A 26,254-nucleotide genomic window follows, 5' to 3' on the forward strand; every position below is an offset into this window, starting at 1 on the left:
GCGCGCTGAAGACCGGTCAGACGCCCGTTTTCTGTTGCCCGAATGTCACATCTGAGCCGCCGAAGCGGAATTTCCACATCATATTGAATTAAAAAAGCCCGCTGTCGATTGACATTTGTGCGGCGCACAATAATTTTGTCATCGGACAGGTTTTCCTGTCCATGCCCTCCTTGGGCGTTTCCTCCCTAGACTTCGACCGTGTCGTGAAAACGATGCGGTCTTTTTTTCAGGCAATTCCGGGAAAAGTGTGAAGCGGTTTTCCGTCCGAAATTGCGTATAGAAGAACTGGGCGCGCCGACCGCGCCGTCATTCCGCCGCCAGCGGCAAATCGACGAAATGATGGTCGGGCATCGACATCAGGTCGGCCGAGAAGCGGGTCAGGTCGCAGGCCAAAGCGTCGAAGCCGGCCGATTTCTGGAACGTCCGCTCGTCCATGTAAAGCCCGCGATTGACCTCGATCTGCAACGCATGCAGATGCCGCGCCGGCCTGCCATAATGTTCAGTGATGAACCCTCCCGCATAGGGCTTGTTATGCGCGACGGTGTAGCCCATGCGGACAAGCAGGCTAATCGCCATCTCGGTGAGCGCCGGCGAGGCCGAGATTCCGAACCGATCGCCGATGATGAAGTCGGGCCGCACGCCGTTGTCGCCGACGCGTATGCTGGCCGGCATCGAGTGGCAGTCGATCAGCACGGCATAGCCGAACCTGGCATGCGTTCTGGTCAGGAGCCGCTTCAGCGTCTCGTGATAAGGCTTGTACACCGCTTCGATGCGCGCCACCGCCTCAGCCAGCGGCAGGCGGCCGGGATAGATATCAAGGCCTTCGCCGACAAGCTTCGGCACCGTGCCCAGCCCGCCGGCGACACGCGCCGAACGGATGTTGCAGAAAGACGGGACCGGCTCCGCGAACATGCGCGGATCGAGTTCCCACGGCTCGCGGTTGACGTCGAGATAGGCGCGCGGAAAATTGGCCGCCAGCAGTGGCGCGCCGAGCGGCACGGCGCCGCCGAAAAGCTCCTCGACATAGCAGTCCTCCGACCGGCGGATGGCGTTGCGGTCAAGCCGCGCCATGGCCAGGAAGCGCTCCGGATAATGGCGGCCGCTATGCGGTGAGTTGAACAGGAAGGGGACGCGCTGTTCGGCGCCCGATCGGATTTCGAAGGGTGGGACGACCGAAAAATCCTCGGCTGCCGTTTTCAATTTGCACGAACCAGGAAACAGCACTGCATCATGACGTAAAACTTGCCACCTTGCGTGCGGCATGTCCAGCATTTCAGGCGACGAAACCGCAGCTTGAACCGGATGCGGGACGCCCTTCATTCACTTGATGTTTACCGACACATCCTCATATACAGCATGGTTAACAGCCTTGCCCGGCGGCAGGCTTGAGGCGGGTGATTCGGACGGGATATGATGGCACGCATTCTGCTGGCGGAAGACGACGATGATATGCGCCGCTTCCTCGTCAAGGCGCTGGAACGCGCCGGCTACCAGGTAAGCGATTTCGACAATGGCGCCAGCGCCTATGAGCGGCTTCGCGAAGAGCCTTTCTCGCTGCTCCTTACCGACATCGTCATGCCGGAGATGGACGGCATCGAGCTTGCCCGCCGCGCCACCGAGATCGACCCGGACCTCAAGGTGATGTTCATCACCGGCTTTGCCGCGGTCGCGCTCAATCCGGATTCCAAGGCGCCCAAGGACGCCAAGGTGCTGTCGAAGCCTTTCCACCTGCGCGATCTCGTCAACGAGGTCGAGAAGATGCTGCAGGCGGCCTGAGCCACTTCGGCAGGCATCGACGATGCGCCGCGCCGATGCGACAAACACAAGCCGTCTTTCCGCATTCCCGCTATTGACGCGCCGGATCAAAAGTGGTGTATGCGCGGCTTCGGATGGGCGTGTAGCTCAGCGGGAGAGCACTGCATTGACATTGCAGGGGTCACAAGTTCAATCCTTGTCACGCCCACCATCCTTCCAATAAGTTAGATGTCTGGCGAGCACAGAACCCTGTGCCTGACTGTCTGGCTGCACTGCAGCTCGCGATTACCCGAGACTTCTTCGAACGAGCACAAACGTTTCGCCCAAGACGGCGAGCCCGTGGACGACGTAGCCCTTGCCGAGCAGCCCAGATATGCCCCGTCCTGCCCGGTAACCCCGGTGACAAGGGCGACTCTGTCTGCCAGCGCGACTTTGTCCGCCATTGCCATGTGCGCCCGTGCCTATTTTTCGGCAAGCGAATACGATTTGCCGGCGGAACGCAAATCCCGCACCGGGGCCGGCTTAAACGCCCGCGACCGCCAGCAGGGTCTTCATCCTGGCGATGGCAAGATCGGGGTCGGCCAGCAGCCCGGCCTGGTCGGAGAGCCGGAAGACATCCGCGTAGTGGCATATGCCGCGCGCCGACTGCATGCCGCCCACCATTGTGAAGTGGTCCTGATGCCCGTCCAGCCAGGCCATGAAGACGATGCCGGCCTTGTAGTATTCGGTCGGCGCCTCGAAGATTTTTCGCGACAGCGGCACGGTCGGCGCCATCAGCGCGTCGTAGCCGGCCTTGTCACCCTCTGCCAGCTTCGCCAGCGCGGCATTTGCCACCGGCGCGATGGCGTCGAAGATGCCGAGCAGCGCGTGCGAGTGTTTCCTGCCGTCGCCGGCAATCAGTTCGGGATAGTTGAAATCGTCGCCGGTGAACATCACCACCCCGTCGGGCAGCCGGTTGCGCAGCAAGATCTCCTTCTCGGCGTCGAGCAACGATATCTTGATGCCTTCGACCTTGCCCGCATGCCGCTCGATGATGGCGACGACAGTGTCGAGCGCGGTATCGAAATCGTTGCTGCCCCAATAGCCCTTGAGCGCCGGATCGAACATGTCGCCCAGCCAGTGCAGGATGACCTTGCCCGATGCCTGGGAAAGCATGCGGTCATAGACGCGGGCGTAATCGTCCGGCCCTTTTGCCACCGCGGCCAGTGCGCGGCTCGCCATCATGATTGCCTTGCCGCCCTCGCCTTCGATGAAGGCGAATTGCTCTTCATAGGCGCCGATGACGTCGTCGAGCGTCTTGGCCGCCGCCGGCGCCAGGTGATCGGTCCCCGCCCCCGAGGCGAGGTCGGCGCCCGGCACCGTTTTGGCTTCCGCGATCGAGCGGCGGATCAGCTCCCTGGCGCTCGCCCAGTCGAAACCCATCCCGCGCTGAGACGTGTCCATGGCTTCGGCGATGCGAAAGCCGAGCCGCCACAAATGATGACGGAACGCCATCGTCCTGTCCCAGTCGACCGCCGGCCGCGACCACGGATCGGTCATGGCGATGGGATCGGCAACGACATGGGCGGCGGCATAGGCGATACGCGAAAAGCGTGCGCCCTCGATCGGTTCGACCGGTTTGCCGACGAGCCGGTAGCTGACCCGGTCGCCGTTTGCCGCAGGCAAGGTGATGTCCATGGTACTCTCCCGTTGCCGTCGCTATAAATGGAACGTTCCAATAAATCAAGAATCTTTATGGCTCCGCAGATCCAGGCTGGAACACACCGTGCCCTCCTGGAGGTATCCTTGCATTTGCTGAGGTTTTGAACCGCTTCAATCAATTTTTCGATTTTCGTCGCAATCGCAATTGACTCGGATTTGGATCGATGATTAGAACGTTCCAATAAATTTTGCCAAAACTGGGAGGACGCGACGAGGATGGCCAGCCGGGCCAAGGCGACGATCCTGGACATCGCCCGCGAGGCCGGCGTGTCCAAATCGACGGTGTCGCTCGTGCTGCAGGGCAGCGGGCTGATCCGGCCTGAAACCGCGACCAAGGTGCGCAAGGCGATCGAGGATGTCGGCTATGTCTACAACCGCGGCGCCGCCAATCTGCGCAAGGCCCATTCCAATGTCATCGGCATGGTGATCAACGATCTCACCAACCCCTTTTTCGCCGAGCTTGCCGTCGGCATGGAGCGCGTCTTCCAGGCGGCGGGCGTCGTCCCCTTCATCGCCAACACGGCGGAAAACCCGGTGCGTCAGGAAGAGGTGCTGAAATCGCTGATGGAACAGGGCGTCGCCGGCCTGATCGTCTCGCCGGCGCGTGGCACGTCGCCCGGCACCTTCCGCCGCATCGAGACGGCCGGCGTCCCGATCGTCTTCACCATGCGCAGGTTGCCGGACAGCCGTATTCCGGTGATCGCGCCGGACAATCATCGCGGCGCGGTGCTTGCCGCCGAACATCTGATCCGCAGGGGTCATCGCCGCCTGGCCTTCTTCGGCGGTTCATCCGATCTCGTTGTTTATCAGGAGCGCCTGGGCGGCTTCCTCGAAGCCTGCGAAACGTTCGGCATCCCGGCTCCGGACCGGCTGATCGTCGAGGGCGAGACGAACCGCAAGGGCGGCATGGCCTGCCTGGAGACGGCCCTTGCCGTGCCGCGACCACCGACCGCAGCGCTGTGCTTCAACGATGCGGTAGCCTTCGGCGTCATGCTGGCATTGCGCAAACGCGGTCTCGAGGCAGGCGCAGACTTCGCCGTCGTCGGCTTCGACGATGTCGCCGAGGCCGAGCACTACAGCCCGGCGCTGACCAGCGTCGCCGTCGACACCGCGGGCCTCGGCGAGCGCGCGGCGCACGTCATGCTGAAGATGATCCAGTCGCGCACCACGCGCGCCGAGAACCATATCGGTGCCGTCAGCCTGGTCGTGCGGGAAAGCAGCGGCCCGGACCGCAACAGCCAGGTGGGAGACGCGGCGTGAGCGTGCGATGGGGACTGATCGGCGCCAGCACGATCGCCAGACAGTTCGTGATCGATGCCATCCGCGCGCAGGCCGACGGCGAGGTCGCCGCCGTGATGAGCTCCAGCCCGGAACGGGCCGAGACCTATGCGAGGGAAACCGGCATCGCACGCGCCGTCTCGTCTCTCGACGCGCTGCTCAACTCGGACATCGACGCCGTCTACATCTCGACCACCAACGAATTGCATCTCGAGCAGGGGCTTGCCGCGATCAAGGCCGGCAAGCATGTGCTGTGCGAGAAGCCGCTGGCGCTGACCAGCGCCGATGCGCGTGAGATGGTCGTCGCCGCGAAAGCTGCCGGTATCGTCTTCGGCACCAATCACCATCTGCGCAATGCCGGCGCCCACCGCGCCATGCGCGAGGCGATTGCCGCCGGCCGCATCGGCAAGCCGATCGCCGCACGCGTCTTCCACTCCGTCTACCTGCCGGAGAACCTGCAGGGCTGGCGCATCGCCAGGCCTGAGGCCGGCGGCGGCGTTGTGCTCGACATCACCGTGCATGATGCCGACACGCTGCGCTTCGTGCTGGACGACGACCCCGTCGAGATTTCGGCCTTCACGCAAGCCGCCGGCATGGCCGGCGGCGGACTGGAGGACGGCGCCATGTGCATCTGGCGTTTCGGGTCGGGCGTGATTGCCCAGTCGCATGAGGGCTTCACCACGAAATTCGCCGGCACCGGCTTCGAGGTGCATGGCTCGGAGGGCTCGCTGATCGCCGCCAATGTGATGACGCAAAAGCCGGTCGGCTCGGTGCATCTGCGCAGCGCGAGCGGAGAAGAAGAGCTGAGCTTCGATCGCGAGGATCTCTACACCCGCTCGTTGCGCCACTTCCATGCCGCGATCCGCGGCGAAGGCCGGCCTGCAGCCACCGGCGAGGACGGCGTCTGGTCGTTGGCGTCGGCCGAAGCAGCACTGCAATCGTCGAACACCGGCAAGGCCGTCGCCATCGACCCGCAACTTGGGGGCCTCGCGTGAGCAAGCTCGTCTCGGCGGCCCATGCCGCCAGCCTGATCAAGGACGGCATGGTCGTCTCGGTGTCGTCGTCGAGCGGGCTCGGCTGCCCGGATGCCGTGCTTGCCGCGATCGGCGAGCGTTTCGACGCGGAAGGCCATCCGCAGGCAATCACCACGCTGCATCCGATCGCCGCCGGCGACATGTACGGCATCAAGGGCATCGACCATCTCGCCAAGCCGGGCCTGCTCAAGCGCACGCTCTGCGGCTCCTATCCGTCCGGCCCCTCCTCTGCCGAGCCGCCGCAGATCTGGAAGATGATCGGCGACAATTCGATCGCCGCCTACAACGTGCCGTCCGGCATCCTGTTCGACATGCATCGCGAGGCCGCCGCCAAACGTCCCGGCGTGCTGACCAAGGTCGGCCTCGACACCTTTGCCGATCCGCGCCACCAGGGTTGCGCCATGAACGCCGCGGCCAGCGAGCCGATCGTCTCGGTTGAGCAGTTCGACGGCGAGGAATGGCTCTATTTCCGCGCCATCGTGCCGAACGTCTCGATCATTCGCGCCACCACGGCCGACGAGCGCGGCAATCTCACCTATGAGCATGAGGGCGCCTATCTCGGCGGACTGGAGCAGGCGCTGGCTGCCCGCAACAATGGCGGCATCGTCATTGCGCAGGTCAAGCGCGTGGTCGAGAACGGCACGCTGAAGCCGCATGACGTGCGGGTGCCAGGCGTGCTGGTCGACCATATCGTGGTGGCGCCCGACCAGTTGCAGACGACGCAGACGCCTTATGACCCGGCGATCTCCGGCGAGATCTTCCGGCCGCTGTCGACCTTCCGCACGCCGGAGATGAACATCCAGAAGGTCATCGCGCGGCGCGTCGCCATGGAATTGCGCGACGGCATGGCCGTCAACATCGGCTTCGGCATCTCGGCCAACGTGCCGCGCATCCTTCTCGAGGAAGGCCAGCACGGCAAGGTCACCTGGGTGATCGAGCAGGGCGCGGTCGGCGGCGTGCCGCTGCTCGACTTCAAGTTCGGCTGTGCCTCCAACGCCGAGGCGATCATGCCCTCGCCGCACCAGTTCATCTATTTCCAGGCCGGCGGCTTCGACGCCTCGCTGCTGTCCTTCCTGCAGATCGACCGGCACGGCTCGGTCAACGTCTCGAAGCTCTCGGCGCGGCCGCATGTGACCGCCGGCGCCGGCGGCTTCGTCGACATCACCGCGCGGGCGAGGAAGATCGTCTTTTCCGGCTTCTTCAATGCCGGCGCGAAACTCTCGCTGGCGAACAGCGCCATCCGCATCGACCAGGAAGGCAAGATCAAGAAGGTGGTCGCAGAGGTGGAGCACATCTCCTTCTCCGGCAAGCGGGCGGTCGCCCAGGGGCAGGACATTACCTATGTCACCGAGCGCTGCGTGATGAAGCTGACGCCGGACGGGCTGATGGTCACGGAACTCGCGCCCGGCATCGATCTCGAGCGCGATGTCTTGGCGCAGTCCGAGATCCCGCTCGCTGTGGCGAACGACCTCAAGGTCACGCCTGCGGCGCTCTATCACGACCGACCGATCGGCTTGTCGCTCAATGGCGGCGCTTCGCTCGGAGGCGCGCATGGCTGAGGGTCTCGTCACCTTCGAAAAGGACGGCGCCGTCGGCATCGTCACGCTGCGCCGGCCGGAAAAGTTCAACGCGCTCGACATCCCAATGCTGCGCGCGCTCGAGGCGGCGCTTGACCAAGCGGAACTGGCCGAGGGCGTTCGCGCTGTGCTTATCCGCGGCGAAGGCAAGGGCTTCTGCGCCGGCGGCGACGTCGAGGCCTGGGGCGCGATGAGTGCCGCCGATTTCCAGGTGCAATGGGTACGCTACGGCCACCGCGTCTTCGACCGCCTGGCCCGGCTCAGGCAGCCGACCATCGCGGTGCTCTCCGGCCATGCGCTGGGCGGCGGGCTGGAACTGGCGGCGGCCTGCGATTTCCGCGTCGCCGAAACGCAGATAAAACTCGGCTTCCCCGAAACCTCGATCGGCGTGGTGCCGGGCTGGTCGGGCACACAGCGCGCCGTGCGCCGTTTCGGTGCACAAATCGTGCGCCGAATGGCGATTGGCGGCGAGATTTTCCTGGCGACCGATGCGCTCGCGCACGGCATCGTCGACCGACTGGTCGAAACAGGCAAGGCTTTCGACGAAGCCAAAGCCTGGGCCGAAAAGGTCGCCGAGCGCGGTCCGCTGGCGACGGAGGCCGCGAAGCTGATGATCGGCGTTGCCGAGGGCGAGGAAGATGCGGCCGCGACCGAGGCGCTGGCCAGCGGCTTCATCGCGCTAACGGCCGACCTCAAAGCCGGCGTCGACGCCTTCAAGGCCAAGCAGAAGCCGGCCTTTTCGAGATCCTAGAGAAGACATGATGAACGCACCGCTCAACATTGCCATGCCGGCCGAGGCGTCCCACGCGCCGAAGGTCTACAAACTGTTGATCGACGGCAGGCATGTCGATGCCCGCGACGGCCGCAGCATCGAGCGCGCCAGCCCAGGCCACGGCTTCATCGTGTCCCGCTATGCGCAAGCTGGCGCGGCGGAAGTCGAGGCGGCGGTCCTGGCCGCGCACAAGGCTTTCGAGACCGGCCCATGGCCGCGCATGAAGGCATCGGAACGCGCGGCGGTTCTGCTGAAGGCTGCCGACCTGATCGAGGCACGGCTGGAAGAGATCGCCCGTCTCGACGCGCTGGAATCCGGCAAGCCGATCGCCCAGGCGCGCGCAGAGATCGGCGGCGCGATCGACATCTGGCGCTATGCCGCCTCGCTTGCCCGCACGCTGCATGGCGAAAGCTATGCCAATCTCGGCGACGCCATGCTGGGCGTCGTGCTGCGCGAACCGATCGGCGTCGTCTCGATCATCACGCCGTGGAATTTCCCTTTCCTGATCGTCAGCCAGAAGCTGCCCTTCGCGCTCGCCGCCGGCTGCACGGCGGTGGTGAAGCCGAGCGAGATGACGTCCGCTTCCACTTTCGTGCTCGGCGACGTCTTGTTGGAGGCCGGGCTGCCGGCTGGCGTCGTCAACATTCTCGCAGGCTACGGCGCCGACGTCGGCGCGCCGATGGTCAGCCATCCGCTGGTTGAGATGGTCTCCTTCACCGGCTCGACCCGTGTCGGCAAGACAACCATGGCAGCCGCTTCCGATTCCTTGAAGAAGGTCTCGATGGAACTCGGCGGTAAGAATGGCCAGATCGTCTTCCCCGACGCCGACCTCGAGGCCGCTGCGGATGCCGCGGTGTTCGGCGGCTTCTTCAACGCCGGCGAATGCTGCAATGCCGGCAGCCGCCTCATCGTGCATGAGGCGATCGCCGACGACTTCCTCAACGCGGTCAAGGCGCTGTCCCGGAAGGTCCGCGTCGGCGATCCGCTCGACGACCGCACCAAGGTCGGCGCGATGATCTCGGCCGACCATATGGAAAAGGTAGCCGGCTATGTGACGGCGGCGAAAACCGACGGCGGCAGCGTTTTCGCCGGTGGCGCGCGGCTTGCATCCAATGCCGGTCAATATCTCGATCCGACCATCATTCGTGACGTCACGGAGGATATGGCGATCGCGCGCGAGGAAGTGTTCGGACCGGTGCTGTCCGTGCTCACTTTTGAAACGATTGAAGAGGCATTGCGCATTGCCAACAACACGCCCTATGGTTTGTCTGCAGGGGTGTGGAGCGCCGGTATCGACACGTGCATGTCGGTGGCGCGCGGCGTGCGTTCGGGGACGGTTTGGGTGAATACGTTCATGGAAGGTTATCCCGAACTGCCCTTCGGCGGCTACAAGCAGTCCGGTCTGGGACGCGAACTCGGCAAACGCGCTGTCGAGGACTATACCGAGGAAAAGACTATCCAATTTCATCGCGGCCAGCGCACCGGATGGTGGGTCGGCTGAGTTGGGAGACCCCGGCGGACACCCGCCGGTTCTGTGAATGCAACAAGGGAGGTAGTACATGTTGCGCAAACTGCTTATCGGAACGGCTCTTGCGACGAGCTTTGCGTTCTCGGCGCACGCCGCGGACGTCAAGGAAGTGCAGATGCTGCATTGGTGGACGTCGGGCGGCGAAGCGGCTGCTCTGAACGTGCTGAAGCAGGATCTGGCCAAGGAAGGCTATGCCTGGAAGGACGTGCCGGTGGCCGGCGGCGGCGGCGACGCCGCCATGACCGCGCTGAAGGCGATGGTTGCGGCCGGCAATTATCCGACCGCTTCGCAGATGCTCGGCTACACCGTGCTCGATTATGCCGCCGCCGGCGTCATGGGCGACCTCACCGAGACCGCCAAGAAGGAAGGCTGGGACAAGTCGGTTCCGGCCGCCCTGCAGAAGTTCTCCGTCTATGACGGCAAGTGGGTCGCGGCCCCGGTCAACGTCCACTCCGTCAACTGGCTGTGGATCAACAAGGCGGTGATGGACAAGATCGGCGGCACCGAGCCGAAGACCTTCGACGACTTCGTGGCCTTGCTCGACAAGGCCAAGGCCGCGGGCGTCATCCCGCTGGCGCTCGGAGGTCAGAACTGGCAGGAGGCGACCATGTTCGACTCCGTCGTGCTGTCGACCGGCGGCCCGGAGTTCTACAAGAAGGCGATGAACGACCTCGATGAGGAGTCGCTCAAGTCCGACACGATGAAGAAGTCGTTCGACAACCTCGCCAAGCTCGTCAAATATGTCGACCCGAACTTCTCGGGCCGCGACTGGAACCTCGCCACCGCCATGGTCATCAAGGGCGACGCGCTGGTCCAAGTCATGGGCGACTGGGCCAAGGGCGAGTTCCACGCCGCCAACAAGACCCCGGGCACCGACTTCCTGTGCTACCGCTTCCCGGGCACCGACGGCTCGGTGATCTACAACTCCGACATGTTCGGCATGTTCAACGTGCCGGAGGACCGCAAGGCTGCCCAGGTCGCGCTCGCCACCGCCACTTTGTCGAAAAGCTTCCAGTCGGCCTTCAACGTCGTGAAGGGTTCGGTCCCGGCCCGCACCGACGTGCCTGATACCGACTTCGATGCTTGCGGCAAGAAGGGTATCGCCGACCTGAAGAAGGCCAATGAGGGCGGCACGTTGTTCGGCTCGCTGGCGCAGGGCTACGGCGCCCCGCCCGCCGTCGCCAATGCCTACAAGGATGTCGTATCGAAGTTCGTCCATGGTCAGATCAAGACCTCCGACGAGGCCGTGACCGAGCTGGTCAAGGCGATCGACGACGCCAAGTAAGCCGTTGCTTGAACTCGGGTCTCCCCCGCTTCGGCGGGGGAGGTCTCCTGTCGAAAAAGGTAAGGGAAAGACCCTGGCGCGTTTCGCGCCGGGCGGTTTCCGACCAACCGGTACTGGACGAGCCGATGAGCACAGTTGCCGAAACCCAGATCAAGCTGACGCCGGAGCATGACGCCCGTCCCGGCGCGTCGGTCCGGTCGCGGCTGCAGGATCTGTTGCCGAAGATCGTTTTGGCGCCGAGCTTCGCGGCGACGATCGTCTTCGTCTATGGCTTCATTCTGTGGACGATCTATCTGTCCTTCACCAATTCCAAGACATTCCCGTCCTATGCCGTCACCGGAGCCCGCGCATATCAGCGGCTGTGGCGCTGGACCTTCGAGAGCGACCCGCCGTCGAGCTGGTACACCTCGATCACCAATATGGGCATATTCGGCTTCCTCTACATCCTGATCTGCCTGGCGCTCGGCCTGTTCCTGGCCATCCTGCTCGACCAGAAGATCCGCGGCGAAGGCGTGCTCAGGCCGATCTACCTCTACCCGATGGCGCTCTCCTTCATCGTCACCGGCGTCGCCTGGAAATGGTTCCTCGATCCCGGCCTCGGGCTGGAACAGACGCTGCATCAGTGGGGCTGGACGAGCTTCCATTTCGACTGGATCAAGAACAAGGATTTCGTCATCTACACGGTTGTGATCGCCGGCGTCTGGCAGGCGTCCGGCTTCGTCATGGCGATGTTCCTGGCCGGCCTGCGCGGCATCGACGGCGAGATCATGAAGGCCGCGCAGATCGACGGCGCCTCCGCCTTCCAGCTCTATCGCCGCATCGTCATCCCGCTGCTGCGGCCCGTCTTCCTGTCGGCCTTCATCGTGCTCGCGCATCTGGCGATCAAGTCCTACGACCTCGTCGTCGCGCTGACCAGCGGCGGCCCCGGCGGCTCGGCCTGGCTGCCGTCCAACTTCATGTATGAGTTCACCTTCAAGCGCAACGAGATGGCGGTCGGCTCGGCCAGCGCGGTGATCATGCTGATGACCATCACCGCCATCATCGTTCCGTATCTCTATTCCGAACTCAGGGAGAAGTCGCGATGAGCGCCGTCGCTTCACCCGCCAGCCAGGCCGCAAGCGGCGCCCGTGCCAGGACATTCAACCGCATCGTCATCTACGGGCTGCTTGGGCTGTTCGCGATCTTCTATCTGATGCCGCTCTTCGTCATGCTGGTCACCTCGTTCAAGACCATGGACGAGATCCAGAACGGCAACATGCTGTCGCTGCCGCATGCGCCGACCTTCGCACCGTGGATAAAGGCGTGGAGCGAAGTCTGCTCGGGCCTGACCTGCGTCGGCATGAAGGGCTACTTCTGGAACTCCATCAAGATGGTCGTGCCGGCGGTGCTGATCTCGACGCTGCTCGGCGCGCTCAACGGCTATGTGCTGACCAAATGGCGCTTCCGCGGCCACACGCTGGTCTTTGCCATGATGCTGTTCGCCTGCTTCATCCCGTTCCAGTCGGTGCTGTTGCCGATGGCGACGATCCTCGGCAGCCTCGGCCGCTTCGGTGTCACCTTGCAGAACGCGACCGGCTTTAGTTTCGGTCTCGGCAATTCCACCGTGAACCTGGTCTTCGTCCATGTGGTCTACGGCCTCGGCTTCACCACGTTGTTCTTCCGCAATTATTACGAGGCCTTCCCCACCGAGTTGGTGAAGGCGGCACAAGTCGACGGCGCGTCCTTCTTCCAGATATTTCGGCGCATCATGCTGCCCAATTCGCTGCCGATCATCGTTGTGACGGTGATCTACCAGTTCACCAACATCTGGAACGACTTCCTGTTCGCCTCCGCCTATGCCGGGTCCGGCGACGTGATGCCGATGACGGTTGCGCTGAACAACGTCGTCAACACCTCGACGGGCGTCGTCGAATACAACGTCAACATGGCGGCGGCGATGATTGCCGCGCTCCCCACCCTGATCGTCTATGTCGTCGCCGGCCGCTATTTCGTGCGCGGGCTGATGGCCGGCGCGGTCAAGGGCTGACCACATTTGGAAGGAACGACCATGGCTTTTCTGGAAATTGATGGGCTGAAGAAGCGCTTCGGGAATGTCGAGATCCTGAAGGGCATCGATGTCGAGCTCGAAAAGGGCGGCTTCCTGGTGCTGGTCGGCCCGTCCGGTTGCGGCAAGTCCACGCTGCTCAACACCATTGCCGGCCTGGAGCAGATCACCGAGGGCGAGATCCGCGTCGACGGTCGCGCGATCAACGACCTGCATCCTTCGAAGCGTGACATCGCCATGGTGTTCCAGAGCTACGCGCTCTATCCGAACATGACGGTGGCCGGCAACATCGCCTTCGGCATGGAGATGCGCGGCGTGCCGGCGGCGGAACGCCAGGCGGCGATCGACAAGGTGGCGAAGATCCTGCAGATCGGCCATCTCCTCAAACGCAAGCCGAGCCAGCTTTCCGGCGGCCAGCGCCAACGCGTCGCCATGGGCCGGGCGCTGGTGCGCGACCCGAAGCTCTTCCTGTTCGACGAGCCGCTTTCCAATCTCGACGCCAAGCTGCGTGTCGACATGCGCATCGAGATCAAGCGCCTGCACGCCACGACCGGCACGACCATCGTCTATGTCACGCACGACCAGATCGAGGCGATGACGCTGGCGACCAAGATCGCCGTCATGCGCGACGGCGAGGTGCAGCAGTTCGGCACCCCGGCCGAAATCTACAACAACCCGACCAACATCTTCGTCGCCGACTTCATGGGCTCGCCGGCGATGAACCTGATTCCGGCCAAGATCGGCGCCAATGGCAGCGGCCTTTCGGTGGTGCTCGACCGCGAGGCGCGCCAGCCCATCGTGCTGCCGATGCCCGGCGCGCCCTCCGGTCTTGCGGCCTTCAAGGACAAGCCGGTGATCTTCGGCGTGCGCCCCGAAGCGCTGACCGACCCGGAAGGTGCGGAACGCAACGCTTCCAGCATCGCTACGGCCGACTGCCATATCGAAGTGGTGGAGCCGGCGGGATCGGACACGTTCGCCGTCACCAATCTGGGCGGCAAGGGCGTGGTGGCGCGGCTGAGGGCCGATGCGAATATCCAGCCCGGCACCAGCACGCCTTTGGCCTTCAACCTCAGCAAGGCGGTGTTCTTCGACCCGGCGACCGAGAAGCGCATTCTTTAAAGAGCTATGGCAAACCCGGATATCGTCATCATCGGCTCCGGCATCGGCGGCGCCACGATCGCCTCCGGCTTGGCCGGCAGCGGCGCCTCGATCCTGATCCTGGAGCGCGGCGAGCCGCTGCCCGCGACGCCGCATGCGCGCTCGACGCGCTCCATCTTCATCGACGAGCACTACCGGCCGAAGGAGATGTGGTGCGAGGCCGGCGGTGCTGCCTTCAACCCCGGCAACTACTACTATGTCGGCGGCAATTCGAAATTCTTCGGCGCCGTCCTGATCCGCTACCGCAAGGAGGATTTTTCCAAGCTCGAGCATTTCGGCGGCATCTCGCCGGCCTGGCCGTTTTCCTATGACGAATTCGAGCCGTGGTATTCGAAGGCCGAGCAGTTGTTTCGGGTTCGCGGCACGCTGGGCGAAGACCCGACCGAGCCGTTCCATTCGATCCCCTACGCCTTCAAGCCGGTGCCGGACGAGCCGCCGATCGCGCGCGCCCGCGCCGAGCTCAAAGCTCTCGGCCTGCATCCTGCCTCGCTACCGCTCGGCGTCGACATCGAGGCCTGGCTGAAGGACGGCAGGACGGGCTGGGACGCCTTCCCCAACACCGGCCAGGGCAAGATCGACGCTCAGACCGGACCGCTGACGGCAGCGCTTGCCGACAAGAACATCCGGCTTGAGACCGGCGCGCATGTCGACTGGCTCGAAACCGCGCCGGACGGCAAGTCGATCGCCGCCATCCATTACACCCAAAACGGCGCGCACAAGACGCTGTCGCCGAAGCTCGTCATCCTGTCGGCAGGCGCGATCAACTCGGCCGCCATCCTGCTGCGCTCGCCCTCCGCGACGGGCAACGGCCTCGCCAACAGCTCCGACCAGGTCGGGCGCAATTTCATGAACCATAATTCGAGCGCGATGCTGGCGATCGACCCGCGCCGCCGCAACGATAGCGTCTACCAGAAGACGCTGATGCTCAACGACTACTATCTGTCGGACGGCAAGGGCGGCAAGCCGCTCGGCAATGTGCAACTGCTCGGCAAGATCGACGGCAACATGCTGAAGGCCAATGTGAAGAGGATGCCGAAATTCGCGCTCGACTTCGTGGCCGGCCACGCCGTCGACTGGTATCTGATGTGCGAGGACCTGCCCGATCCCGAAAGCCGCATCATGGTCGACGGCAAAGAGATCGTCATGCAGTGGCGGCGCTCCAACATGCAGTCGCTGGATGGCCTGACCAAGGTCATGCGCGAGAACCTTCGCGCCTGCGGCTATCCGATCGTTCTGTCGCGGCCCTTCGACAAGCGCACGCCGTCGCACCAATGCGGCACCGTGAAGATGGGCAACGACCCGGCAACATCGCCGCTCGACCCCTTCTGCCGCGCCTGGGACCATCCAAACTTGTTCGTCGTCGACGGCGGCTTCCTGCCGATATCGGCCGCCGTCAACCCGGCGCTGTCGATCGCGGCGCAGGCGCTGCGGGTTGCCGACCATATCCGCAAGACGGAGCTTTCTTCATGATAGGCCGGCGCCGCCCCTCACCCGCTCCCCCCGTAAACGGCAGGACAATCGCATATGGGGTTTATCGGCGAAGGCCAACGCAAGGCCGTCATCCTCGGGCTTGTCCCGAGGATCCGCCGCCGCACGCAAATATAGCGCGACCAGTTCACGGGCTGGTAGATCCTCGGGACAAGCCCGAGGATGACGCCAAGTCATGTCGGATTATCCGAACTGCCAAAGTCTCATGCGGTTGCCCTGCCGTAAACGGGGACAAGAGGGTGAGGGGCAGCGCCGGCCTACGCGGGACCCGCCAATGACCCGCCCAGCAGCCATCGTCACCGGCGGCGCTCGGGGCATCGGCCTCGCTTGCGCCGAAGCGCTGGCGGATGCCGGCTTCGACGTCCTTGTCGCCGACCTTGCCGAGAAGCCCGCCAAGGGCCTTGCGGAGAACATCGCCGCGCGCGGCGCGAAATTCGCCTATGCCCAATGTGACATTGCCGACATCGCTGGTCATTCGAGGCTGGTCGAAGCCGCAATCAGCGCCTTCGGCCACATCGATTGCCTGGTCAACAATGCCGGCGTCGGCGCCGTTGTGCGCGGCGATCTGTTGGAGCTGAAGCCGAAGAATTTCGATCGCGCTCTGGATATCAACCTGCGCGGCACGGTGTTCCTCAGCCAGGCCGTCGCCAAAGCGATGCTCGCAACACCGGGCGCCCATGCCAGATCGATCATCACCATCACCTCGGTCAGCGCCGCCATGGCTTCGCCGGAACGCGCCGACTACTGCATCTCCAAGGCCGGCTTGTCCATGTGGGTGAAGAACCTGGCGCTGCGGCTTGCACCAGAAAATATCGGCGTGTTCGAGGTCCGGCCAGGCATCATCCGCACCGATATGACGGCGGGCGTTTCCGCCAAATATGACGCGCTGATCGAGGACGGCCTGGTGCCGGCAAAACGCTGGGGTGAGGCCGGCGACATCGGCGCCGTCGTGGCCGCGCTTGCCTCAGGAAAGTTCGCCTTTTCGACCGGATCGGTCATCGATGTCGACGGCGCGCTCTCCGTGCCGCGCTTGTGAGGAACCATGGCTGACTACATCATCGTCGGCGCCGGTCCGGCCGGCTGCGTTCTCGCCAACCGGCTGAGCGAGGATCCTTCCAATTCCGTCCTGCTTCTGGAGGCCGGCGGCAAGGACTGGCATCCGCTGATCCACATGCCGGCGGGCTTTGCCAAGATGACCAAGGGCATCGCCTCCTGGGGCTGGTCGACAGTGCCGCAGGGGCATATGAAGGACCGCGTCTTCTGGTACACGCAGGCCAAGGTCGTCGGCGGCGGCTCGTCGATCAACGCCCAGATCTACACGCGCGGCAATGCCCGCGACTATGACGCCTGGGAGAAGGAAGAGGGGTTGGCCGGCTGGGGCTATCGCGATGTTCTGCCCTATTTCAAGCGCGCCGAGAACAACCAGCGCTTCGCCAACGATTTCCATGGCGACCAAGGGCCGCTCGGCGTCTCCAACCCGATCTCGCCGCTGCCGATCTGCGAGGCCTATTTCCGCGCCGGGCAGGAAATGGGCATACCGTTCAATCCGGATTTCAACGGCGCCAGCCAGGAAGGTGTCGGCTACTATCAGCTGACCCAGAAGGATGCGCGGCGTTCATCGGCCTCCGTGGCCTATCTGAAGCCGATCCGCAGCCGCAAGAACCTGACGGTCAGGACCGATGTGCTCGTCACCCGCGTCGTCGTCGAGAAGGGTCGCGCCGTCGGCGTCGAGATCGCCGACAAGCCAGGCGGTGAGAAGATCATATTGCGCGCCGAACGCGAGGTGATCGTCTCGTCGGGCGCCATCGGCTCGCCAAAACTCCTCATGCAATCCGGTATCGGCCCCGCGGACCATCTAAAGTCGGTGGGCGTCACGCCCGTGCATGACCTACCCGGCGTCGGCTCCAACATGCAGGATCATCTCGACCTGTTCGTCATCGCCGAATGCACCGGCGACCACACCTACGACAATTACGCCAAGCTGCACCGCACGATGTGGGCCGGCTTGCAATATCTGCTGCTCAAGAAGGGCCCCGTCGCCTCGAGCCTGTTCGAGACCGGCGGCTTCTGGTACGCCGACCCGACCGCCGCCTCGCCCGACATCCAGTTCCATCTCGGCCTCGGCTCCGGCATCGAGGCAGGCGTCGAGAAGCTGAACAATCCGGGCGTGACACTGAACTCCGCCTTCCTGCGCCCGCGCTCGCGCGGCACGGTGCGGCTGAAGAGCGCCGACCCGGCCGACCACCCGCTGATCGATCCGAACTACTGGTCCGATCCTTACGACCGCGACATGTCGATCAAAGGGCTGAGGCTGGCCCGCGAGATCATGCGGCAAAAGGCGCTGCAGCCTTATGTGCTGCGCGAGGTGCTGCCCGGCCCTGCACTGCAAAGCGACGCGCACTTCTTCGACTACGCTTGCCGCTCCTCCAAGACCGACCACCACCCCGTCGGCACCTGCCGCATGGGGCATGATGCGATGGCCGTAGTGACGCCGGATTTGAGGCTGCGCGGCATCGAAGGTCTCCGCGTCTGCGACGCCTCGGTGATGCCGCGCGTTCCCTCCTCCAACACCAATGCGCCGACGATCATGGTCGGCGAAAAGGGCGCCGATCTCATCCTCGGCCGCGAGCCGCTGCCGCCGGCCGTGTTCAAGGGCAACCAGGCGGCATGAGGCGTCAACGATGATCCGGCATTGCGTCTTTGTCCGCTTTCGCGACGACGTTCCTGAAACCGAGCGCGCGGCGATTCACGCCGATCTCGAAGCCTTGCGCGCCATTATCGCCGGCATGGATAAGGTGCAGTTCAGCGCCAATGTCAGCCCGGAGCCGTTCGGGCGCGGCTTCGGCCACGGCTTCACCATCGACTTCCGCGACGCTGCGGCGCGTGACGCCTATCTCGTGCACGAGGCGCATCAGCGCGCCGGCGCGCGCCTTGTCGCCGCGCTTGAAGGCGGCACTGAGGGGCTGATGGTCATCGATCTCGAGCATGAATCCGAAAAGTGGGAACCGGTTTTCGGAAAAGATCATGCTCCAACAAAGAGTTAGATTGGGGCGACGATCCAACAAGGATTCACGCGACATGCCGTAGGTCTTTGATTTTACTCATGTCTTTGTCCCGAAACCGCTGCACGCGTTGCAGGCTTTCGGAAGATACTTTAACACGAAAGCCGTCAATCGAGCGCGTCTAGGTCGATGACCTGGCCAACAGCGCCTTGCAACGATGCCGCTGCCGCGGCGCCCGAGAAGTTGGCGCGCAGCGCACCCACCGGGTCGCGGTCGCGGCCAAGGGCCAATCGACAGGTCGGGGTTGCCCGGCCGTTGACTTCGATCAGATGGGCGGTTCCTTCTTCGTCGAGAATGAAGTCGATCCCAACGAGACCCGTCAGCCGTAATTGCTCCATGACCTTGCTGGCGGCCTGGAGTATCCCGGGATGGTCGATCACGCGAACTGTCTTCGCAGGACCGTTCCTGCATCGGCTTTCCAGCACCTCCACTGCCACCGCGGCTAACACTTTTCCGTCAACGACAGCGAGCGCGACGTTGGCGTCGCGTCCGGCCACATAGGCTTGTGCGTGCACAAAGGGCTTGCGGCCACGCCACAGATCCCGCAGTGAGCTGAGGTCGGCGTTCACGATCGCCCGTTTGAGGGCGCGGAAGAGGCTCGGACGGCGCGATAGGCAGCGCCACAGATGGGCGGCATGCGCCCTGTCACGGGCGATGGCCACTCCGCGGCCACCCCAACTGCGGTCGGTTTTCAACACGATCGGCAGACCGTATGCGTTAATCCATTTGTCTAGCTCGGCAGGATCGCCGATACGTTGCGTCGGTGGCGCCTTGACCCCGGCAGCAAGCGCAATTTCGATCATCTCGGAGCGGGAGAGGTCCGGCCACGCACTTCGGCAGCTGTCGCGGATATTCCTCACCAGGTCCAATGCGGGCTCGTCACAGGGGACTACAAGATCCGGATTAACGCGCGCGATGAGTGTCCTAAGCGCGCGCTCTGGATGTTGCCACGGCATGCGGTACGACGCCAAGCCCGGCTGGCGCCGCATCGGATGCCGTCTTGGACAAAGCGCCACGACTCTGAAGCCGCCCCGCGCGAGGGCCGCGACGACGCCGACGGTCATTGGCCAGCGGAAGGTCGTGACGACGAGGGCGAGAGGCCGATGAGCGGTACCCTCCGGCCCCAAATGCTTGTCGACCAATCCTGCGAGCCGCTCGATCGACGTTGTGGCCCGCACAAGGTCGAGATGGTCGCCGGCGACTTCCTCGACGACAAGCCCATAGCTTCTCGCACGCCAGAGATCGGCCGGTCGACAGCCGAACATGGTGGGATCGCCAGCGCTGAGCAGTATCAGAGCACCGGGATAGAATGGAGGATCGTAGGCGCGCAATGCGGCCATATTGGCGTCTGCGAGCGTCTCCGGTGTCGGTTCGTCAACTGGCGGCGCCGAGCTCCGCCATCTCGACTGGAGCCTTTGTGCCAACCGCCGGGCGCGGAAGGTCAATTCGCGAAATGCAGGGCCGGGCAACCGCCAGCCGATCTGGACCAGTTGGGCCTTGGTCCTGCGGACCTGCCCGAACCACCATGCCTTTCCCGGCCAGAACCGCTGGTCGTAATATGCATCGATCAGGATCGGCGGCGCCACCTTCTCGCCCGCATGTTTCAGTTGCCGAGCAACTTCCACCGCGACGAGGGCTCCGAAGGAGTAGCCAACCAGCCGGTAGGGGCCGTGTGGCTGGACCGTACGCAAGGCAGTAACCGCCGAGGCGGCGAGGCGACCAAGAGCATTGCTGCTCCCGGTCTGGAACAAGTAGGAGAGGCCGAAGATACGCCCTGGCATCGCCAGCCGCTCTGCCAGCCGGGCCAGCTCGCGGGCGTGTCCACCCAAGCCCGGGAAGAAAAACACCGTATCGGCGGCTGTGCCGTCGCGCAGGAGCTCCAGCGGCAAGGCTGCCGGGCGAGTCTCTCCAGCTGAGATAAACCGGTCCGACTCATACTCGATGACGGCAGCGTCACTCATATTCAGGCTGCCTGGGCGCTCTGCTGTCCGCGACGCCGACATTTCGGCGTACGCGGGTTGTCTCCAGGTGTTGCACAATCCGGCGAGCCGTGTAGTCGGCGCCGGCAACGAAACGCATAAGAGGGCCGAAGCTGCTGGCCGCAGCCAGTCCCGTCGCGTAGAGGCCGGGAGCCGAAGTCTCGAAATCGTGCGACAGGATCGGCACGCCGGCCACATGGCGGATTGCTCCTCGCAGCGACTTGTCTAGAAATTGCAGACGTTCGATCTGCGGCCAATAGCCGGTTGCAGCGATGACATGATCGACGTCGAGGGTTTTCGATTTGCCGGATGCATCGCCCAGCTTCAGCCGCACGCCGTTCCCGGTGGGCGCCGCGCCTTGCAGATGATGGCCGGCCAGGACCTCGGCACCTCCCAGCACCTTGCCGCGGAGATACCATGCGGAGGACGGCCCGAGATGTCGGCGCAGGATGTTCAGCCGCAAGCGAGCCGGGAGGAGGCGATAAATCTGCGGCAGGTCGCTCGCAAGGCGGGACCGCCAACCAGGTCCAAGTGGCGACGAGGGATGCGTCAGCCGCCCTAGGAGCGGCGGCTCACCGGCAGTGGGCTCAGAAGCAAAACGGATTCGATCCGCCCGGGTCACGATCTTCGGGCGAGCGCCTGCGTCGATCAGCGCAGCGGCCAGATCGACTGCCGACGCGCCTGCGCCGACAATAGCGATATCGCGCCCAGCGAAGCGATCCATATTGCGGTGGTCGGCGCTGTGACTGGCCAACGATGCGGGAAGGTCCGCCAGTTCTCTCGGCGCCACCCTGAAATGCGTGACGCCGACGGCCAGCACGACGCGCCGGGCCAGCACCGTCTGACCTTCCTCGGTTGTCAGCCTGAACCCATCGCCGCTGCGTCCGATATGACTAACGTTCACGGTTTCCAGGTGAGGGACGAAGCGTCGCTGGAAGTCCAGTCCGTAGGCAACAAAGGTCTCGAGCGACACCGGCTCACCCTTGTCGCCGTAGGGAATCCCTCTGGTACGGCAGAACTCCCCGAGGGTCGACCCGGGACCCGGCGCCGACAGGTTGGACGCGAAGCCGTCCGACTTGAGCTTCATGCCGGCCGGCATGGCCGTGCACCAGGTCTGAAGCGGATTTCCAAAGACCCGCAGGCTTCGGCCCGCTGTGATGACGTTTGCCGCGACGGATAGCCCATAAGGGCCCGCCCCCACGACAGCAACATCCACGCTCGACGCCCCCATCTCACCGCTTCTCCCAGTCTGTGTTGCCGAAGAGACTGTCGGCGCGATGCCGCCATCCGGCTGCCACCGCAACCCACCGGTGGCCTTCCTTAGACTCGTGGCTGCGGGTCTGATTGCGAGAGCCGCCGCGTCCCGCGTGTCCTAAGCGATTGCGGAGTAGACCGCCCGGTTCCGGTAGGGAGTCAGAATGATTGTTGAAAGGTAGGTGAGCCGCCACGAGATCCGCCGTTGCCGAGACAAAATCCAGCTGGGCATTAGTAACAGCACAGATCGGAGTAGAGTAGGGGTAGCTCCCTACACCGTTAGTCTGTCTCACCCCTATCCGGCAGCAGAAAACGCAGGAGAGAAGTAAGATTTTAGGTCCCTAGGTCGGCGGTGCTTCGCGCCGCCCAGCGACTTGTGCGACGGAGTCCTCGAGCGCCGATGCCCAACAAGGGGTCGAGGCTTGGCACAGACTATTGCGACGAGCACCGGGTCGTCAGTGCGACTGACGCGCCTCCGGCAAGACTAACCAGCGGTATCAGCCATAGGTTGAACAAGGGCAGATATGAAAACAGGGGCGGCAGAAGCAACAATCCCGCGAACAGGCCGGCAAGCAGGCAAGCTGTTTGCCCGGCCGAGCGCCACCAGCTCAGAATGGCGATTGCCGTCATCATCCCGAGCATTGCCGCCCGCAGCGGGATTATCGTATCCTCTTTGTCGGACATGCGTATGCGGTCGGCCGCCCTTGGACGCTCGTGTTCCGTCGCCCTGCCGATTCCATCGCCGCGCATCACCGCCTTTATCTCCTCTCGGGTCAGCGCCAGTGAGTAGATTCGCGCGTCGTCAATGGAACCAGCAAACGCATAGCCGTCGGCGTCCCGGCGCTGCCCCACCGCAACACCCGCGCGCGCGCTGCGCTGTTGTGGCGTTATGGTGCCAAGAAGATCGCCATTGTCCAGTTCGCCATCGAGGTAGACGTCCAGGGTCCGGGCCGCAGCATTATATACGCCCGCGATATGGTACCAGGCGCCAAGGGCCAGAGGAGTGGCCCCGTACCGGGCCATGAGTTCCCCGTGCGAGTTGGTGAGCTTGAAGCCGATCGTGCGGGGCCCTCGGTCCACGGTCGTGTCCAGTTGGTAGCCGGCGTCTCCGCCGAATTGCGATATTACCGCCGCGTCATTTGCCGGAAACTTTGACGAATTGATCCAAGCGGTGATCGTCATGCTGCCGGCGAGCCGCAACGGTGTGGATTGCTGGAGATCGATTGAGTCGGTTGCACCATCGAAAGCGGCCGCACCATTCAGAACGCCCGAGACTCGCTTGGGCGGGTTGTGGAATCTTCCATTCAAGCCGTGTCCGGAAGAATCCCCTGCGGTGTTTCCGCCCGGCTCGTCGAATTTCCAATGAGCCTCGAGTGTTCCCGGCGATGTGAATCCTCGCGTATTGATAGGATTTGCCGCTGGAACCAAACCCCAGATCACGATCGCGCACGCCCCGATAGCGCCTCCCCATCCCGTCCACCGGTTCAAAGCGAGTTCTGGGGGCCGAAGCTCGCAATAGGTGCCGATGCCGGCTCCCAGCGCAGCGCCGATGGTGTTGGCGAGAATATCCGCTCCGGAAGGGTCGCGATACATCATCACGAGCTGGCTGACTTCCGCGGTCGTTGATAGCAAGGCTACCGCAACTATTGCTTGCAACCGGCCCAGCCTGGCGAAAACCAGCCCCACCGGCACAAATCCCAAGACATTTGCTACGAAGTCGCCAGGATAAGCCCTGAAGTCCAGCGTTGCGTGGCCGAGGTCCCGCATCTCCACGGGAACCGCGATAGCAGCTAGAGTGAGCAGCAACACTGGGGCCCACAATGCAACTCGAAGATCGGGATTGGACCCTGTCACGAAAGCCCGTCCGCTCACGCCCTCATATGTCAAGGCGTTTACGGGATTGTCCAGAGGCAGACCTTCACGAGATATCAGCCTTGCGACCAAGTGCCTCTCACCCGTTCGTATACTGTCAAGTAACAAGAATTGGATGGGAAGAGTTCGAATGCCTGACTTCGAGTCCTTGTTGATTGCGTCTCGGCGGCGCGCGGGAACAGGGTTCCTTTTCGGAATTGCGCAAAACAAAGACTTACAGCGGTTCGGCGATTCCGTGAAACGCTGAACCGCTCCAGCGTTTACGGAAATGTGACCGCCGGTCCTCGAAAACCGGCAAACCAGCTGTTCTCTTTTGCACCTGGTGGAACATATCCTTGCGCCTGGTGGAACATATCGTGGCCTTTGGGGGATGCAAAAGGAGGACTGCCTTGACCCTCACCACCGAGCAGAAGAAAACCGTAACCGCATCGTTCCTCGGCTGGACGCTCGACGCTTTTGATTTCTTCCTTCTGACGTTCCTGCTCACCGATATTGCCGCTGAGTTCCAGACTGACGTGCCGGCGGTCTCCAAAGCACTGTTCCTGACGCTGGCGACGCGCTTCATCGGCGCGTTCTTCTTCGGCATGCTTGCCGACAGATACGGCCGCAAGCCCATTCTGATGCTCAATATCGTCAGTTATTCGGTGATCGGCGCTTTAGCCGCCTTCTCGCCCAATCTCGGCATATTCCTGGCGCTGCGTGCCCTGTTCGGCATCGCCATGGGAGGCGAATGGGGTCTGGGCAGCTCGCTTGCCATGGAATCCATTCCGCCGAGCGCGCGCGGCACGGTCTCGGGCATTCTGCAATGCGGCTATCCGGCCGGCTATCTGCTGGCCGCGGTTGTCTACGGGCTGCTCTACGGGCAGAAGATCGGCGACTTTACCTTCGGTTGGCGCGCCATGTTCCTCCTGAGCTTCCTGCCGGCGCTGGTTGTGCTGTTCATCCGCTCGCATGTACCGGAATCGCCGGCGTTCGTCGAAGGCCGCGCCCAGGCACGGCCCGGCCTTTTGGAAACGCTGCGGAAGCACTGGCGGATCGCGCTCTACGCCGTGGTGCTGATGATGTTCTTCAACTTCTTCAGCCATGGCACGCAGGACCTTTATCCCACCTTCCTGAAGAAGCAGCACGGCTTCGACACGCACACGGTGAGCTGGATCACCATCGTCGCCAATATCGGCGCCATCGTCGGCGGCCTGGCCTTCGGCGCGCTGTCCGAGAAGATTGGCCGCATCAACGCCATCACGCTCGCTTGTGTGATCGCCCTGCCGGCAATCCCGCTCTGGGCCTACACGACCACGCCCTTCATGCTGGCGATCGGCGCCTTCATCATGCAGGTCGCGGTGCAGGGCGCCTGGGGCGTCATCCCGGTGCATCTCAACGAATTATCGCCGGGCTCGGTGCGGGCGACCTTGCCCGGCTTCATCTACCAAGCCGGCAATCTCGCCGCTTCCTATGGCGGCCCGTATCAGGCCGGCATCGCCGAAGCGCCGGGAGGCAGCTACGGCTATGCGCTGGCCCTGTTTGCCGGCGTGGTCGCCGTCTGCATCATCGTCGTCATCCGCTTCAGTCCGGAAAAGCGCGGCCAGGTGATGACCGTCCTCGGTTGAGGGTCTGTCTTCAACCCATTCTGAGCGCCGCGACGCCGGCAACGATGCCGAGCGCCGCGGCCGCGCGCCAGACGGTCATCTTCTCGCCCAGCGCCAGCACCGAGATCAGCATGGCGAACAGGATCGAGGTCTCGCGCAGCGACGCGACCGAGGCGATCGGCGCCTTGGTCATTGCCCACATCACGATCCAATAGGCCGCGCCGCTGAGCACCCCGGTGAACAGCCCGGCCTTCCAGTCGCGCGCCAGCACAGGCAGCGACCGCGGCCCGCGAAAGAAGATGCACAGCAAGAGCGCCCACGTCGCATCGCAGACGAACAGCCAGGCCGCATAGCTTTGCGCGGTTGCCGCCAGCCGCGCGCCGCTGCCGTCGGAGAGTGTGTAGCTGGCGATGAAGATCGATGTGCCGAGCGCGAAGCCGACCGCGCGCAGATTGAGCTTCTCCAGATGCGCCCCGCCCCGAAACGACATGACCAGCGTGCCCGCCGACAGAAGCACGATGCCGAGGATGGCGAACGGCGCCGGGACCTCGCCGATCAGGACGATGCCGCCGAGCGCCGAGAGCAATGGTGCGGTGCCGCGCGCCAGCGGATAGGTCTGGGCGAAATCGCCGGCCTTGTAGGCGCCGATCAAGAAAGTGCGGTAGCCCATGTGGAAGATCACCGAGACGAAGATGTAGGGCCAAACTTCGGCCTTTGGCACCTCGACGAAGGGAAGCGCGACCAGCGCCGCAAAGCCCATGCCGAGCGTCATCAGTGTGATCGACAGGAAGCGGTCGAGATGCACCTTGACCAACGCGTTCCAGATCGCATGCATGGCCGCCGCCGAAAGCACCGCCAGGACGACGAACAGCGTCATGCCT

At 63.7% G+C, this 26,254-nt stretch carries 21 protein-coding genes and 1 tRNA gene; 16 read left to right on the top strand and 6 right to left on the bottom strand.

Annotated features, from left to right (window positions below; translation table 11 throughout):
* Window positions 1-306: 306 nt before the first annotated feature.
* Entirely contained in the window at window positions 307-1,263 is a 957-nt protein-coding gene (locus FJW05_RS12970) for an N-formylglutamate amidohydrolase (protein ID WP_140632458.1), read from the bottom strand.
* A gap of 150 nt (window positions 1,264-1,413) precedes the next feature.
* Between FJW05_RS12970 and FJW05_RS12975 the strand changes: the two genes are divergently transcribed.
* Both FJW05_RS12975 and FJW05_RS12980 read left to right on the top strand, forming a co-directional pair.
* A complete protein-coding gene (locus tag FJW05_RS12975; RefSeq protein ID WP_006199474.1) occupies window positions 1,414-1,776 on the top strand; it encodes a response regulator in 363 nt (120 codons plus the stop codon).
* 115 nt (window positions 1,777-1,891) lie between these two features.
* Window positions 1,892-1,966 (top strand) — tRNA-Val (locus FJW05_RS12980).
* A gap of 311 nt (window positions 1,967-2,277) precedes the next feature.
* On the opposite strand, the gene FJW05_RS12985 is transcribed toward FJW05_RS12980, so the two are convergent.
* Window positions 2,278-3,432, bottom strand: coding sequence for a dihydrodipicolinate synthase family protein (locus FJW05_RS12985; protein ID WP_140632461.1), 1,155 nt, complete (start codon window positions 3,430-3,432; stop codon window positions 2,278-2,280).
* Window positions 3,433-3,672: 240 nt separating this feature from the next.
* Here FJW05_RS12985 and FJW05_RS12990 point away from each other — a divergent pair, with 240 nt between their 5' ends.
* From FJW05_RS12990 to FJW05_RS13050, 13 genes are all read left to right on the top strand, one after another.
* Window positions 3,673-4,716, top strand: coding sequence for a LacI family DNA-binding transcriptional regulator (locus FJW05_RS12990; protein ID WP_140632464.1), 1,044 nt, complete (start codon window positions 3,673-3,675; stop codon window positions 4,714-4,716).
* Complete coding sequence (locus tag FJW05_RS12995) at window positions 4,713-5,729, top strand: Gfo/Idh/MocA family oxidoreductase (protein WP_140632467.1); 1,017 nt, start codon at window positions 4,713-4,715, stop codon at window positions 5,727-5,729. Before FJW05_RS12990 ends, FJW05_RS12995 begins: the two co-directional genes overlap by 4 nt.
* Window positions 5,726-7,327 (top strand): acyl CoA:acetate/3-ketoacid CoA transferase, encoded by a 1,602-nt coding sequence (locus tag FJW05_RS13000; protein ID WP_140541871.1) that lies wholly within the window; start codon window positions 5,726-5,728, stop codon window positions 7,325-7,327. The genes FJW05_RS12995 and FJW05_RS13000 overlap by 4 nt, the downstream gene beginning before the upstream one ends.
* On the top strand, window positions 7,320-8,096 hold the full coding sequence (locus FJW05_RS13005; RefSeq protein WP_140632470.1) for an enoyl-CoA hydratase/isomerase family protein: 777 nt from the start codon (window positions 7,320-7,322) through the stop codon (window positions 8,094-8,096). Before FJW05_RS13000 ends, FJW05_RS13005 begins: the two co-directional genes overlap by 8 nt.
* Window positions 8,097-8,106: 10 nt before the next feature.
* A complete protein-coding gene (locus FJW05_RS13010; protein WP_140632724.1) occupies window positions 8,107-9,618 on the top strand; it encodes an aldehyde dehydrogenase family protein in 1,512 nt (503 codons plus the stop codon).
* Window positions 9,619-9,676: 58 nt separating this feature from the next.
* Window positions 9,677-10,930, top strand: a complete 1,254-nt coding sequence (locus FJW05_RS13015; protein WP_140632473.1) for an ABC transporter substrate-binding protein — start codon at window positions 9,677-9,679, stop codon at window positions 10,928-10,930.
* A 125-nt stretch (window positions 10,931-11,055) separates the two neighbouring features.
* A complete protein-coding gene (locus tag FJW05_RS13020; protein WP_140541874.1) occupies window positions 11,056-12,015 on the top strand; it encodes a sugar ABC transporter permease in 960 nt (319 codons plus the stop codon).
* Window positions 12,012-12,956: a carbohydrate ABC transporter permease gene (locus FJW05_RS13025; RefSeq protein ID WP_140541875.1), complete on the top strand. Its 945-nt coding sequence runs from the start codon at window positions 12,012-12,014 to the stop codon at window positions 12,954-12,956. The genes FJW05_RS13020 and FJW05_RS13025 overlap by 4 nt, the downstream gene beginning before the upstream one ends.
* A gap of 21 nt (window positions 12,957-12,977) precedes the next feature.
* Window positions 12,978-14,093 carry an ABC transporter ATP-binding protein gene (locus FJW05_RS13030; RefSeq protein WP_140541876.1) on the top strand — a complete coding sequence of 372 codons (1,116 nt, stop codon included), beginning with the start codon at window positions 12,978-12,980 and terminating at the stop codon, window positions 14,091-14,093.
* Between the two features lie 6 nt (window positions 14,094-14,099).
* Window positions 14,100-15,602: a GMC family oxidoreductase gene (locus FJW05_RS13035; RefSeq protein ID WP_140632476.1), complete on the top strand. Its 1,503-nt coding sequence runs from the start codon at window positions 14,100-14,102 to the stop codon at window positions 15,600-15,602.
* Window positions 15,603-15,894: 292 nt separating this feature from the next.
* Window positions 15,895-16,656 carry a 3-ketoacyl-ACP reductase gene (locus tag FJW05_RS13040; RefSeq protein ID WP_140632479.1) on the top strand — a complete coding sequence of 254 codons (762 nt, stop codon included), beginning with the start codon at window positions 15,895-15,897 and terminating at the stop codon, window positions 16,654-16,656.
* Between the two features lie 6 nt (window positions 16,657-16,662).
* Window positions 16,663-18,291: a choline dehydrogenase gene (locus FJW05_RS13045; RefSeq protein WP_140632482.1), complete on the top strand. Its 1,629-nt coding sequence runs from the start codon at window positions 16,663-16,665 to the stop codon at window positions 18,289-18,291.
* Window positions 18,292-18,301: 10 nt separating this feature from the next.
* Window positions 18,302-18,664 (top strand): Dabb family protein, encoded by a 363-nt coding sequence (locus tag FJW05_RS13050; protein ID WP_140541880.1) that lies wholly within the window; start codon window positions 18,302-18,304, stop codon window positions 18,662-18,664.
* A gap of 125 nt (window positions 18,665-18,789) precedes the next feature.
* Here the strand turns inward: FJW05_RS13050 and FJW05_RS13055 are convergent, their stop codons facing one another.
* The 3 genes from FJW05_RS13055 to FJW05_RS13065 form a co-directional block, all read right to left on the bottom strand.
* On the bottom strand, window positions 18,790-20,643 hold the full coding sequence (locus FJW05_RS13055; protein WP_181164930.1) for a thioesterase domain-containing protein: 1,854 nt from the start codon (window positions 20,641-20,643) through the stop codon (window positions 18,790-18,792).
* On the bottom strand, window positions 20,636-21,892 hold the full coding sequence (locus tag FJW05_RS13060) for an NAD(P)-binding domain-containing protein (protein ID WP_140632488.1): 1,257 nt from the start codon (window positions 21,890-21,892) through the stop codon (window positions 20,636-20,638). The genes FJW05_RS13055 and FJW05_RS13060 overlap by 8 nt, the downstream gene beginning before the upstream one ends.
* A gap of 455 nt (window positions 21,893-22,347) precedes the next feature.
* Window positions 22,348-23,724, bottom strand: a complete 1,377-nt coding sequence (locus tag FJW05_RS13065) for a LamG-like jellyroll fold domain-containing protein (RefSeq protein ID WP_140632491.1) — start codon at window positions 23,722-23,724, stop codon at window positions 22,348-22,350.
* A gap of 452 nt (window positions 23,725-24,176) precedes the next feature.
* Between FJW05_RS13065 and FJW05_RS13070 the strand changes: the two genes are divergently transcribed.
* The gene (locus tag FJW05_RS13070; RefSeq protein WP_140632494.1) at window positions 24,177-25,394 is read left to right on the top strand and encodes an MFS transporter; all 1,218 of its coding nucleotides are present in this window, start codon (window positions 24,177-24,179) and stop codon (window positions 25,392-25,394) included.
* A gap of 10 nt (window positions 25,395-25,404) precedes the next feature.
* On the opposite strand, the gene FJW05_RS13075 is transcribed toward FJW05_RS13070, so the two are convergent.
* On the bottom strand, window positions 25,405-26,250 hold the full coding sequence (locus FJW05_RS13075) for an EamA family transporter (protein ID WP_140632497.1): 846 nt from the start codon (window positions 26,248-26,250) through the stop codon (window positions 25,405-25,407).
* Window positions 26,251-26,254 lie beyond the last annotated feature (4 nt).

The sequence above is a fragment of the Mesorhizobium sp. B2-9-1 genome (genome assembly GCF_006439455.1).
Lineage (GTDB): Bacteria > Pseudomonadota > Alphaproteobacteria > Rhizobiales > Rhizobiaceae > Mesorhizobium.

Coding starts and splice junctions, on each gene's coding strand:
- FJW05_RS13005 (WP_140632470.1), top strand. CDS start 7,320: ATGGCTGAGGGTCTCGTCACCTTCGAAAAGGACGGCGCCGTCGGCATC.
- FJW05_RS13035 (WP_140632476.1), top strand. CDS start 14,100: ATGGCAAACCCGGATATCGTCATCATCGGCTCCGGCATCGGCGGCGCC.
- FJW05_RS13040 (WP_140632479.1), top strand. CDS start 15,895: ATGACCCGCCCAGCAGCCATCGTCACCGGCGGCGCTCGGGGCATCGGC.
- FJW05_RS12975 (WP_006199474.1), top strand. CDS start 1,414: ATGGCACGCATTCTGCTGGCGGAAGACGACGATGATATGCGCCGCTTC.
- FJW05_RS13025 (WP_140541875.1), top strand. CDS start 12,012: ATGAGCGCCGTCGCTTCACCCGCCAGCCAGGCCGCAAGCGGCGCCCGT.
- FJW05_RS13010 (WP_140632724.1), top strand. CDS start 8,107: ATGAACGCACCGCTCAACATTGCCATGCCGGCCGAGGCGTCCCACGCG.
- FJW05_RS13055 (WP_181164930.1), bottom strand. CDS start 20,643: ATGAGTGACGCTGCCGTCATCGAGTATGAGTCGGACCGGTTTATCTCA.
- FJW05_RS13060 (WP_140632488.1), bottom strand. CDS start 21,892: ATGGGGGCGTCGAGCGTGGATGTTGCTGTCGTGGGGGCGGGCCCTTAT.
- FJW05_RS13015 (WP_140632473.1), top strand. CDS start 9,677: ATGTTGCGCAAACTGCTTATCGGAACGGCTCTTGCGACGAGCTTTGCG.
- FJW05_RS13075 (WP_140632497.1), bottom strand. CDS start 26,250: ATGACGCTGTTCGTCGTCCTGGCGGTGCTTTCGGCGGCGGCCATGCAT.
- FJW05_RS13050 (WP_140541880.1), top strand. CDS start 18,302: ATGATCCGGCATTGCGTCTTTGTCCGCTTTCGCGACGACGTTCCTGAA.
- FJW05_RS13030 (WP_140541876.1), top strand. CDS start 12,978: ATGGCTTTTCTGGAAATTGATGGGCTGAAGAAGCGCTTCGGGAATGTC.
- FJW05_RS12985 (WP_140632461.1), bottom strand. CDS start 3,432: ATGGACATCACCTTGCCTGCGGCAAACGGCGACCGGGTCAGCTACCGG.
- FJW05_RS12990 (WP_140632464.1), top strand. CDS start 3,673: ATGGCCAGCCGGGCCAAGGCGACGATCCTGGACATCGCCCGCGAGGCC.
- FJW05_RS13020 (WP_140541874.1), top strand. CDS start 11,056: ATGAGCACAGTTGCCGAAACCCAGATCAAGCTGACGCCGGAGCATGAC.
- FJW05_RS12970 (WP_140632458.1), bottom strand. CDS start 1,263: ATGCCGCACGCAAGGTGGCAAGTTTTACGTCATGATGCAGTGCTGTTT.
- FJW05_RS13045 (WP_140632482.1), top strand. CDS start 16,663: ATGGCTGACTACATCATCGTCGGCGCCGGTCCGGCCGGCTGCGTTCTC.